The 12,240-nt window shown below is 33.5% G+C and carries 13 protein-coding genes and 1 pseudogene; 5 read left to right on the plus strand and 9 right to left on the minus strand.

Translation table 11 applies throughout. The annotated features are described in order from the left end of the window. Window positions 1-27: 27 nt before the first annotated feature. The 4 genes from AC4IFO_RS04870 to AC4IFO_RS04885 all read left to right on the plus strand — a co-directional run bounded on the left by AC4IFO_RS04870 (window position 28) and on the right by AC4IFO_RS04885 (window position 2,240). The gene (locus tag AC4IFO_RS04870; protein ID WP_096863384.1) at window positions 28-207 is read left to right on the plus strand and encodes a hypothetical protein; all 180 of its coding nucleotides are present in this window, start codon (window positions 28-30) and stop codon (window positions 205-207) included. Between the two features lie 442 nt (window positions 208-649). Next, the gene (locus tag AC4IFO_RS04875; RefSeq protein ID WP_131680615.1) at window positions 650-856 is read left to right on the plus strand and encodes a hypothetical protein; all 207 of its coding nucleotides are present in this window, start codon (window positions 650-652) and stop codon (window positions 854-856) included. Window positions 857-900: 44 nt separating this feature from the next. After that, entirely contained in the window at window positions 901-1,110 is a 210-nt protein-coding gene (locus tag AC4IFO_RS04880) for an excisionase (RefSeq protein ID WP_096863381.1), read from the plus strand. Further along, the gene (locus AC4IFO_RS04885; protein ID WP_490732278.1) at window positions 1,065-2,240 is read left to right on the plus strand and encodes an Arm DNA-binding domain-containing protein; all 1,176 of its coding nucleotides are present in this window, start codon (window positions 1,065-1,067) and stop codon (window positions 2,238-2,240) included. Before AC4IFO_RS04880 ends, AC4IFO_RS04885 begins: the two co-directional genes overlap by 46 nt. Window positions 2,241-2,303: 63 nt before the next feature. Here AC4IFO_RS04885 and AC4IFO_RS04890 read toward each other — a convergent pair whose 3' ends face one another. Next, window positions 2,304-3,692, minus strand: coding sequence for a hypothetical protein (locus tag AC4IFO_RS04890; RefSeq protein WP_490732280.1), 1,389 nt, complete (start codon window positions 3,690-3,692; stop codon window positions 2,304-2,306). Between the two features lie 362 nt (window positions 3,693-4,054). Here AC4IFO_RS04890 and AC4IFO_RS04895 point away from each other — a divergent pair, with 362 nt between their 5' ends. Next, the gene (locus AC4IFO_RS04895) at window positions 4,055-4,885 is read left to right on the plus strand and encodes a hypothetical protein (RefSeq protein ID WP_490732282.1); all 831 of its coding nucleotides are present in this window, start codon (window positions 4,055-4,057) and stop codon (window positions 4,883-4,885) included. A 583-nt stretch (window positions 4,886-5,468) separates the two neighbouring features. Here the strand turns inward: AC4IFO_RS04895 and AC4IFO_RS04900 are convergent. The 8 genes and pseudogenes from AC4IFO_RS04900 to AC4IFO_RS04935 form a co-directional block, all read right to left on the minus strand. Then, window positions 5,469-5,678, minus strand: a complete 210-nt coding sequence (locus tag AC4IFO_RS04900) for a hypothetical protein (RefSeq protein WP_490732284.1) — start codon at window positions 5,676-5,678, stop codon at window positions 5,469-5,471. A 76-nt stretch (window positions 5,679-5,754) separates the two neighbouring features. Then, a complete protein-coding gene (locus AC4IFO_RS04905; protein WP_490732286.1) occupies window positions 5,755-5,949 on the minus strand; it encodes a hypothetical protein in 195 nt (64 codons plus the stop codon). 301 nt (window positions 5,950-6,250) lie between these two features. Continuing rightward, window positions 6,251-6,661, minus strand: a complete 411-nt coding sequence (gene psiE, locus AC4IFO_RS04910; RefSeq protein WP_490732288.1) for a phosphate-starvation-inducible protein PsiE — start codon at window positions 6,659-6,661, stop codon at window positions 6,251-6,253. A gap of 874 nt (window positions 6,662-7,535) precedes the next feature. Further along, a pseudogene (gene ymcF, locus AC4IFO_RS04915) lies at window positions 7,536-7,658 on the minus strand (cold shock small protein YmcF); the annotation flags it as partial. Continuing rightward, window positions 7,655-7,867 carry a transcription antiterminator/RNA stability regulator CspE gene (gene cspE, locus AC4IFO_RS04920; RefSeq protein ID WP_123381878.1) on the minus strand — a complete coding sequence of 71 codons (213 nt, stop codon included), beginning with the start codon at window positions 7,865-7,867 and terminating at the stop codon, window positions 7,655-7,657. The pseudogene ymcF and the gene cspE, both read right to left, overlap by 4 nt. Window positions 7,868-8,248: 381 nt before the next feature. Further along, on the minus strand, window positions 8,249-8,455 hold the full coding sequence (locus AC4IFO_RS04925) for a hypothetical protein (protein ID WP_490732291.1): 207 nt from the start codon (window positions 8,453-8,455) through the stop codon (window positions 8,249-8,251). A 2,177-nt stretch (window positions 8,456-10,632) separates the two neighbouring features. Next, window positions 10,633-10,821, minus strand: coding sequence for a hypothetical protein (locus AC4IFO_RS04930; RefSeq protein ID WP_180312529.1), 189 nt, complete (start codon window positions 10,819-10,821; stop codon window positions 10,633-10,635). 661 nt (window positions 10,822-11,482) lie between these two features. After that, complete coding sequence (locus tag AC4IFO_RS04935) at window positions 11,483-11,986, minus strand: GNAT family N-acetyltransferase (RefSeq protein ID WP_490732293.1); 504 nt, start codon at window positions 11,984-11,986, stop codon at window positions 11,483-11,485. Between the last annotated feature and the right edge of the window lie 254 nt (window positions 11,987-12,240).

Here is a 12,240-nt window from a genome sequence, read left to right on the forward strand (position 1 = left end):
ATGGGCGCATTATCAGGAGATATTTTTATGGCCATGAAATTAGAAGTCATCATTACTCACGATGAAACTAACAATAAATGCAGCGTTGAGTGGACCACTGCATCGACTCAACAAGTCACTCGCCAAGAAGAACAAACGCTATCACTGGTAAAAAAAGCATTGTTACTTCAACTGGGTTACCCAACGGCACCGGCTGTTATCCATTAATGTGACATATCACAAACGAGGCAAGACCAATGCTAAGACACGAACATCAAAAAGACCAGGAAGTAAAAATCACCCTACCCGATGGCTCGCACGGGTTTGTTTCAACAGATAGACGTTGCAAGGTTTCTTATGACTTTCCTGCACATATTAGAATAGAAATACAGCCTACTCAGGCAGAGCTACAAAGGAGTAAACAATGATTTATGGTTTATTCCTACTAATTTGCAGTGGTGCTGATTGTTTATATAAATCTAACGGCTATACCTATCCCGATGAGCAGAATTGTTTAATGGATAAAGAAGCCCTAACTCAGCGGGGTGTTTTGTCTGAATGCTATCCTATCGAAGCGATTATTCGGACCAATAATTGATTAAGCATAATCAGTTTTATTCTGCATTTTTTCTTACTGTGGTGGTTTATTCAAAACCAATGGATAACCACCATGAAACAACCACAATTAACCCCTTGGGTACCCGAGGAGCAGTTATTAACTGAGTTTGATATTAAGTTAGGCAAATTAGCTGCCAGTGTAAAAAACAGACCATGTACTGAAGCTGATATCAAGCATGCCTGCAACATTGCTGATCAACTTATTTTATTAATGATGAGGCAAGACCAAGATGAGACAAAATATCACAGAAGGCTATGATTTATTTCCCCGCGACATTAAGCAAGCGGATATAGGAGGAAGTTATGTTATATGAATGTTTGCCTATTTCCGCGTACTGCAATATGTACGGAGAAACACCAGAGTCCATTAATAAGCGCATACAACGGCAATATTGGATAGTCGGTGTACATGTTTTAAAAGTTGAAGGTTCAAAAGAACGTTGGATTGATATTGCTGAGGTGAATAAGTGGGCGCGAAAAAACAAACAGGCTACGCACTACCACGAGGGGTGACGGTTCGTAACAACAAAACCAGCCAAACTATTGTTATCACGTTTACTTATAGAGGGGCGCTCTGTAGAGAGCCTCTCTCTAGACTAACCGTCGATAATAAAAATATTAAATATGCTGAAAGGCTACTCGCTGAAATTCAAAATAACATTGAAAAAGGCACGTTTAGCTATCCAAAATATTTTCCTAATTCTAAAAAACTAATGCTTTTTGGCGTTAATAATCGTGAGAAAAGAGTGATTGATTATTTAGATGAGTATTTAGTTATTTGCGAAACTCGAAATTTATCGCCCTCTACGATTGGCGGTTATAAAAAATGTAAAAGTGCCTTGTCTGATTTGCACCAATTACATGTTTCATCACTCACACCGGCGATCCTAAAAAACTGGATACAAAAACAAACAACAGTATTAAAAACTATACGTAATCAGCTCTCATTTTTGCGTAGCTCCCTAGATGAAGCCATTACAGATGGGATTGTATCAATTAACCCAGTAAGCCTTGTATCTGCTTCAAGATACCAATCAAATAACAGTGACAATGAAAGCAGCTATATTGTTGATCCATTGTCACCTAAAGAAGTCTCTGCCCTACTCGCTGCGGCAAGATATGAGCAATGGAGAAACTTATTTCAGTTTGCCATTAATACTGGGTTAAGAAGCTCTGAATTATGTGCATTAAGATGGAGTGATATTGATTTCATAGAAAATACTGCACACGTGCAATCCGCCAGCGTCGTTGGTGTTATTAAGAAAACAAAAACTAAAGCTGGTACCAGAAAAGTTGAATTAAATAATGAAGCCATGAATGCTCTGAATGATCAAAAACAATTCACCTTTATGAAAGATAGTGTGATTTTTGAAGACCCAAAAACAAATAAAGCTTGGGCAGGCGCTGATGCGATCAGGAAAAAAGCATGGATACCGACGCTGAAAAAAGGGGGTATCAAATATCGCAATCCATATCAAACGAGGCATACCTTTGCCACGAGGCATATTAGCCAAGGCGCTAACCTATTTTGGCTAGCAGGACAAATGGGGCATAAGGGGCCTGAGATGCTGTTTAGGCATTATGGGGGGTATCTTAAGGAGTATGATGGGAATATAACAAAGGATACTAAACAGATTTTTTGAATAAAAGAGTTTATATCAAAGTATCGACATAGTATTAATATGTTTTATTATTTCTAACGACCCTCAATCGTCAGTAATCTTAATTTTCATTGGTAATTCATCTAAAAATCTGGCCAACGTCTTGTTAAAATTTTTCTTTTCAAAACCGAAATAAGAAAAAAAATAAATTGCCCTTAATAAATTTTTAGAACAAAAGCTAACAATGTTAAAGTTTAATTTTTCATCAATCGATGTTCCATGGACAATTTTTGAGCGAACATCATAAAGGCGTCTCGCTTTTTCTTCTATCTCTACATTGGGGCCTGCATAACTAATGTTTAAATTAGTAATTCTTCGTTTGAAAGCATCTGTAACATCACCATCATTGAAATTAACTAATGCTTCCATCGAACTAACTAATTTTTGAACCTGTAGATAATAAACAGATTCGGTAACAGCGTCTCCATACCATAGCAAAGAACGTTCCAAGCGTTCTACAACTCTTTCATTACCAAAGTTGGGAAGTAATAATAATTCTATAACCTCTAATGCTGTATGCATTATGCTATCAACTTCATTTTGACTTCTATGAAACTCCATCCAAAACTGCTTGGAATCAAACTGAAAAAATGGAAAACGGTAGGTTGTTGCATTACTTATGCTTTCTCTATTCCCACCATATCTGTAAAAACTAAATGGATGCGCAATTCTATCATTAGAAGTTAATAAAGGTATTGCGTTAGGTGATAGGTATGTAGCTAAAAGTTTTAAAATATTATAAGTTGCATCTCTTGCTTTTTCAGACTGTTGAAACGCAAGCTCTTTGCTACATCTCGCCTTAACATATATTTCAAGATAAAAATTACAATTAAACACTCTACCTTTATTAAAAATAGCTAATTCATTTTCTGGAAGATCCATTGATTCAACAGGTATTAATCGAATACTATCACTTAACTTTAGTTCTTCCTCTAAATTAAAAATCGTAACTGGAAATTGAAATACAGAAGACATGAATCCCTTTTTAAACGCGAATACTCTTGTGCTCATTATTTTCATAAAAGAATCTAATTGAAACTTATAATCTGTACTAACTTGTTCAATACTATCAACGAAATCTTCCAAATTAGCATTAATGTACTCATAAACAATTGCTTCTATCACAGAATGTAACTCTTCTGGTAAGCAATTTAAGTTGCAGCATTTACGTACAGCTACAGACACCTCTTTAACTAATAATAATGATTTACTCGAATGATATAACTGATAAATACAATGCTCTTTATTTTTATGTTTTTTCGACATTTCCTCACGTAGATCACTTGGTGGATTTATAGTTGTAAATATTAGTTTATCCCGATTAATTTCTTGATAATATGTATTACGATCGTAGGTCCATAATTTATATGTTTGTGCTAGCTCTGTTAATAGTTTTACAAATGATGCTCTTCCATCTTGCGAGAACTGTATCAAGTGACTTACTCCTAAAAAATTTGAAAAAATATAATCTAAAAATGAAGTATCTAAACCCTAGTAAATATAATTGATTCAATATATGTAGATATTTTACTTGCTTAATCCTAATCATATATTAACGTTGAGTGTAGAATTGTTCTCACAAAAAAATTGTATAAGAAATACTCTTGGATTGGATATTGCAGGATGGATAAGCTAATCAAAAACTTAAACCGGGATTTCCCCAGTTAAACCTGGGGAAATGTGCTCTAACTGTCCCCCCCATAGTATTTTGGTGGAGGGGCCCGGGATTGCTCTGTTATGATGAGGCTTACATCATTAATGTAAGCAGTCTATAACTTAAATACTGAGAAGTAAATATGACAACACTTATATCTTGGGTAGGCATCGACAGTCATGGGCCAGCATCTATTTATATAGCTAGTGATAGTAGAATTTCTTGGGGGTCAACTGGTAAATGGGATGTAGGCCGTAAAGTGTTTGCTTCAAGAAACTACCCTGAAATATTTGGTTATTGTGGCGCAGTAATCTTTCCTATACAAATAATTACTCAGTTGATTGATTTAATTGATGATGGATTATTGTTTATTGAAGAAGATACCATAGATATAAAAATTCAAAAGGTGGAATCTAAAATTAAAACCAGCCTTATGGCAATGCCTTCTGCTCATAGCGGAAATTGCGAAATAATATATGCAACACGAATTAACAATAGAATGCAATCAGTTTTTCATTCTGCAATTATCAAAATTATAGATAATAAAATTTTTTCTGAAAAGCTGACTCTTCCTAATACATCAGGGGTAATTGTACGTTCAGGCAGTGGCGCGACATCCTTTAAACAGTGGCATGATATTTGGGTTGGTACTCCTCACAAAGATCCTTTCCAATCAGGAAGAACAAGTAGAAATGTTTTCAGTTCATTTTGTGACTCACTTACATCTGGTCAAGATAAATATAGCGGAGGAGCCCCACAACTTATAGGTATATATCGCGAAGGTCCAGCAAAAAATTTTGGGGTAATATATAATGGGACAAGATATCTTAGTGGGATAGAAGTAACCCCTTCTGATCAATTAAATTTGATTGAATGGAGAAATGAGTTATTTGAACGATATGATGGCAACTCAATGAAAATAATAAAAAAGGCACAGCGGCAGCCTAGGTTAAATAACTTACCTACTCCATAACTATATGACTTGCTTAGAAAAATTGCTTCTATTAAATAACCCTAGATAAATAAAAACGAAGATAACATTACTAACCAAAGTAAAAATATAAAGCCAGCAATAGAACAACAAGCTGACCTCCATATGCACGCCTAGTGCACATGATTGAAGCCCAGTGAAAATATTTTTTAATAATCAATCAATTAAAAAATTACGGACTCGGGTTCAACTCCCGCCAGCATAAAAACCTTTAAATTCAAAATGTTATGGTTTTTATAAATATGTCCTTTATATAGACTATTCGTTGGCTATCTAAAACTGAGGAGTATGATTGTCTTGTACTTCAGTGCTATATGCAAAATATAGCTAGTCGGGGAACTTATTGTAAGAAAGTTTTATGAAAAATTTTTAATTATTATAATCACATTCCCTAGAATATTTATTTTTCAGCATTCCCTTGCTTGCACTTCTTATCTCATAGTACCTTGTAGATTTTATAACCGAACACTACTAATTCAGCAGCTATAACTAGTATTTTAGATATTACCAATGTACTCAAATATTCTTATTCATCGTGCTTAACTCATTGTTAAATGGTTAAAAGCTAAGTACAGCGTCGCCTAGATTCCATTAAATCAATTGCTATACCATATATGACAATCATGTATTTGTCTTGCTCACTTTCTCTCTGCTCTTTTAAAATCGCAGATATACGCTCTCCTGTGATATTATGTTTTGATTCATTTAGCAACATAACTGCCCTACCAACTACTTGGCATATCCGTATATAAATTACATCTTTATCTGTGTCCATAATCACCTCTGTGTATTCACTCAACACTAACACCTTATTGAAATAATACCCTGATAAGATTTGTATAGCTTTCAATCTAATCAACATTTCTATGCAAAAACTCAATGGACTCATTCAATAGTTTTTTATATTCATCATCTCCTGATGCTACCATCCTTTCGGTTAACTCGTTCACTAGTGTCGACTTAAATACCATCATATTTCCAAATAATAACTTGACGGTTGCATATCCGATTTCAATCATTATTTCACTTGTTCTACTATCAGCCATAATTCCCCCCTCTTTATTGTATTAAGTTTAGACAATTATTACCTAATTTCGTTTGTTTTAAATGCGTTACCACTATGAAGTTAGCCTTTGATAACAAATACAACCTAAAGAATAATAAAAATTTCTTATAGAACATAACTTATAACAAATTATATATTTCCACACCGAATAAATTATTCTTGCTACTGCATTATATTTATAAAAGAAATTTAATTTTTACGCTATTAACTAAAATAGTTCTAAATAAAATATAACTATTTAAATATTTTTCAAGATAAAAATAGCCATCTTATTACAAACTTTATTCTTTGGGTTTCAGTCTATCAGCATTAGCAATGTACAGGGCAATAATAAGTATTAGTATTGAAACAGAGTAAATAATAAACAGCTGTGGGTCCTTATGTTCAACTATAATAAGCCGAATTACAGCTGTAATTGCAATATAAATAAAATATTGTAATGGGAAATGATAATTTGACTGAAAGTACTTGATAATCAAAGCAACAAATTCAAAATATAGAAAATATATAATAAGCTCATCGACCAGCAAATAAATAGAAATGGAATCACTAGCGGAAAATAGTAGTTTCGATAAAACAATAGTTTCTTTTATTAAAAAAGAAATTAATATAATAGCAAGTAAAATCAGCGCAGCACTGCTAATCCACTGCAACACTCTACATATTAATTTTGATTGACTTAGTCCTGACATGGTAACTCCCCAGGAGTTTAACCTTTCTCATTAAGAATATAGCATCATTAAATATTTAAATGGACCACCATCGAGGCCTCGAACCTCGACTTTTAGTTTTGTCAGGACTAAATACTCTTCCAATTGAGTTAATGGTGGAATAAATTTATTTAGCTAAATTTATAATATATGCGATAATTAGAATGAATATGACAATCATTACAAAAACAACAAGCATGTTTTGTGAAAAATTCAAAATACGTTGATAAAGATTTGACCATTTCATAAATAATACCCTAGAAATCTCAATTACCTTTCAGATAATATTTTGTAAATGCAAGAGTTATGGTAATGAGATACTTTAAATTGCTAATGTTTAGAGAATTGTAATTTTTTCAATTAATTACTATAAGAACTGAATTAAGAATGCTACTCGCTTTAAAACATGACATAGAGCATACTCTGGTTAATAGGATCTTTATTCACAATAACATAACACTTTAGAAAAGCTATACACTTGATTAGTGTTAGTTTTTAGGAAAAATGTATCCACCACCGAGCTGGCTCCATGATGAACTATCGAACAAATAAATTACACCAAGAACGACGATAATTAGTACAGCCACAATGAGGATTTTTTTATAGATACTTAGAACTCGACTATAAAATGTTTGCTTTTTCATTCGTGTTTCCTTAGGAAAGTGATTCCCTTGGATACCACATCTATTTTTTAGATAAAAGCTTGCGGAGGCAAGATTTGCTACTCATAGCAATGGGGTATAATTATCAAACAAGCATACCACGTCAGCTTAAATAAATACGATTAATGCGATAAAACCTCATTAAAAAGAGGTTTCAATGTGAATCAAATTATTTATCAGCTAACTTGAGCTTTCATGACGCTTTTACAAAAGATACATTTTGCACCATGTGGATTATTAGCCGAAACATCAAACTGTGAAGTTCTATACTGGGATCCACTACAGCAAGGACATTTAAAATACAAATAGATTTTTATAGTGCCACCACGTTTCCAGCTGCAGGGCCTTTCATTCCATTCTCGATGGTAAATGAGACTTGTTGGCCTTCAATTAACGATTTAAAGTCATCGCTCTGAATAGCAGAAAAATGGACAAATACATCTTTACTACCATCTGCTGGAGTAATAAAACCGAAGCCTTTATCATCGTTAAACCATTTTACTGAACCAGTTAATATATTAGACATAGAAATTCCTTTAATTATTTAATATTTGCCATAAGGCATAATAGAGTTTGTTTTTAATTTTTACTTATGGGAATTAATTAGAAGGAATTCGCGATGAAGTGATATCAGGGATAACGCTAAATGGTGAACAACTTGAAACTGACTAACATAAATAGGTTTGTACTTCCAAAACAGTAAGGGCATTAGACCACCCCTCCCCGATAATAGCAAGTTTTATTTTTCACTCCACTTTAAGATAGATTATTATTTAACGAATTTCTTTTCAACACAAGTATTAAAAAAGTAATTACTTTTAAAATGACGACTTTATCTCTGAGTTAACACCTGTCTTAGTGGAATAAATGTAAAAAATCTATAGCTTTTAATTTTATTGCTTATAATTTAGTGTTTCATACTATTTTTTATACAATCAGAGCATATTTTAACAATCTTATAGCGTGATTTTTTAGCAGCTTCAATAGCTTGCATAGCATTAAAAAAGTTACCAAGGTAAAATCTATTTGAAGCCATAGGCATATTCTTGCATCCAACCTTATGTATTTTATAACCACCCTGTGGTTCAATTATAGTCTGAATATAATAATTCATTTATCTCTCCTTTATTTTTCAAAGGTACTATACCAATATTTTTCCAGCATAAATTAGTCCTCGAATCTCAGCGTTGTTAAAACTCATTACTCATTTAGTTTTAGCTAACTGTGGAATAATTTTACATCCAATATACAAGTGCAAATGTAGCCAGAAGTAATACCGTTATAATTAGTACATTTTCTGTAAATGATAAAATCCGATGATATAATGCAGATAAATTCATAGGTAATTCCTTAGGAAACAATTCCTTTGGATACCACATCTATTTATTAGATAAAAGCTTGCGAATGCAAGGTTTGCTTTTTATGGCAATGGGGTATAATGATTTGAACCACTATAACACATTATCTATACTTTTACTTGGTTAATAACCTCTGAATGTCATTATCCATCGCAGAGTAATTTAATTGAAATAACTATCTAATTGATTTAGCTAATTATATAACTTTAATCAATAGATTAAATTTCGTAAGTTAACTGCTTTACTCTTACTAATTTTTTATTCACCGTAACTAATCTATAATATAGCTAAAAAAACCAATGTTATTTACACTAATTATGAGTACTTAAAGGGTAGATGTAAACCTAGATATTTCAAATTATTAATGATTGGTCATATCAACTTAAAGGCTGCTGAGAGGGCTATTCAATATCTGGCTACTAAAAAGCCACCAAATGGAGGCTCATTGTACACTTAATCGACTATCAATTTAAAATACTTAGAAATAATTTGCATACTTTAAAACACCTATTATGTTTAAAATGATATTCAATTGTATGAAGTAACATCTCTTAGCCTACTCCTGTGTAAGCTTTTTTTCATTAAAAATGACCCAGTAAATGCAAGAGTACTCGTTCTTTATTACTCTTTATTACTCTTTATTACTCTTTATTACAATATCTCATCATTTTCATATGTATCATTCGTCATTGTTAACTTAAGTATGTTATTAAGAATTATTTATCCTTTAGCCTACTCACAAAGTAGGCTTTTTTTAATCTTTATCGAGTCAATTCCTCTTGTTTTTTCTTTGTTTCACATGACTTTATTCATAAATAAAAGCTACCAACGATTAGCTTATGGCTATGAATATTTACAAATATAAGATAGCTATTATTTGAATAAACACGTATTGTCATTGGCCTCATGCAGTACACCCAGTGTCATTGGGAATAACAATAAGATTTATGCTAACTCATTGTTTACTATCCCGTGACAAGGATATAGTGAAATTACTGCATTATTTGCTCATCCATGATGGGCTATTTTTTTATCTTTAGTCCTCCAGTTGCAGAGCGCCATGTTCTTCCGAGCCTAAATAAGCAATCAAACCTTCATAATAGATTTCAGTACCAGCAAAAATGATCCCCACTCCAATACTATAAGATGATTACCCTCCTTCTTGTTCAAACCCATGAAAAGAGTTAATTTATTCTAGTGTTAATACAATTCTGTATTTGATCCTATATTTCCAGACACTTTTTATCAATTACCTTAAATGAAAAAACCACCAGTGATCAGCTGATAACTATAAACCTTTACAAATATAAGTTGGCTATTATTTAATCAGTAATGTACTGTTGACTAACTCATGTAGTACACCTACTCATTAGGCATAATAATAAGACATACTGTAGCCCATAATTCAGACCCTCATTAGACACGTGGGTCTATTTTTTCTCTCCACTCAAACATCTTAAATCGCCTCTAATTATAACAACAGAGGACTAACTGGTAATTATAAATAATTATAAACACATGCTAACCATAGAGATCTATGATGCAACGAATTCTACTATTGTTTTTAATATCAATACCCCAATTGTCATGGGCTTCATATGTCAACTCATGCAATCTGGATATTAATATTCTAGAAAATACTTCCGCACAAACGTCTTGTCTTGATATGGATGAAAATATTTGTAGCCACAAGGAAATATCTATTCTAGTTAGTGGGAAAATAATTAATACAAGGCCCTCTGGCCGCGCGGATAAGGGATGTCATCAATATATAGACAAAAAATATCGACAATCTTTATCAGTGGGAGATCCAAAGCTAAGCCTTAAACGAGGCGGCATCGTAATACTGCATGAAACATTTGAGGAGGACAGTCGAAATCCAATGAGCCGCTATACGCTATTTATTCGTATTAAGAAGTAGTTAAATGGAAATTTAACCTAATTTTGTATGAAAAAGACAGTCTTTAGCTTCAAGTAACTTGCGAAGCCCTACTGACTTTTCAGTATCATCAGGTAACTGTGCACCCATCTGCTTAGATAGATCGCCAATCGGCTTACTAACTTCTTGTAAGTGAGCGAGTAAATGTTGGTATTCAAAATATTTCATAATTGGGTTAGACATTTAGTACTCCTATTGATATTAAAAAGCACCCTAATTGGAGGCTCGTTGTTGTTCTATTTCCCATATTGCTTTCTTGTCTAAAACATCCACTTGCAGCAGAGATAAATCAGACCTTCAATGACTCCCCATCCGCGCACCGCACATACAATACCGAGGATAAGGAAAGCTGACACATATGAATCATTAAACATGATGCTTTCCTGCTTTTAGTTATTGCTTCTAGTCGCTTCAATCTCTCGAATGCCTTTTAATTGCTCATTAGCTTTATCTAAAAAGCTGATAACAAAGAGTTATCCATAGTACCGCTTGGCAATAAGTTAATGTGCTGGCAGTAGTGGTACTGGTTCGGTTAGTGTTTTGGAGATCGGCGCACATTGACCTAGGAATAATGCTCCTGCCGCTGTAGTAATTACTCCGAGAGCATAGGAAAAAGGGCTTGAGTTTTTTTCATGCATACGCATATCCCCACCCTGCGGAGTGTTCCGGTTTATTGAATTAATAAGTAGCCATCCGCAAGATCATTGCAGTAATTAAACTATATGTGGATGATTTACTGTGACTATTTACAAAGAAAGGCCACACTAGGTAACCTTTGTAATTGATTGCTAATTAAACTAACTTGGCACTCAGAGTTATCTGATAGATGATTTTATATTGTTATTTATTGTTCCAATGTATAAATACAGTCATCGAACAAAAATCCGCCAATAGCGTAATTATCTTTAATGATTTCTGTAAGGGTAAATCCATTTTTTCCCAGAACTCGAGCTGATGCATTGTTTCCGCCAGTAACCACAGCTTGATACCGTGAAATGGCAGATAATTCAGGTAATGCCAATAAGGCTGCTAATGAGTCCGTTGCTAAAGACATACCTGAAAACTCACTCGCTATCATATAACCAACCTCAGCCACTGGCTTACCACTTTCTCGAACCATCTTTAAGCCAATTAGCCCCATTGGAATCCCGTCAACTTCTCTTCTGATCACTAAACATAACCAATGAGAAGACTCCAAGTCCCACTCTGGTAGACGGCCTTCAAAGGCATCTTTAATTTGCTCATCACTTAGCGGGTCAGAAATAAACCTCATTATTCCAGCGTCGCTATATAACTTCCTAAAAAAATCCCAATCTGCTTTCGTTATTTTTGTTAGGCTAAACATCATTTATTCTCCAGCAATATTTTTATGATATTAGTCTCTTTCTCCCTATTAAATCATTAATATCATAAACATCAGCAGCAAAAATCAACAAACCAAGAATAAATATTTTCCCTACAGAGTGTTCAGATGCTTAGTTAACAGAAATCCACTGTAATTGCCACTATATTTCCAGACACTTTTTATCACTTATTTCATTATGAGTTCGACGCCGCAGGTACTCTCGCGGAAAACGATAACCCAGTTCACGGTGAGGATGC

The organism is Providencia sp. UF-224, assembly GCF_058245955.1.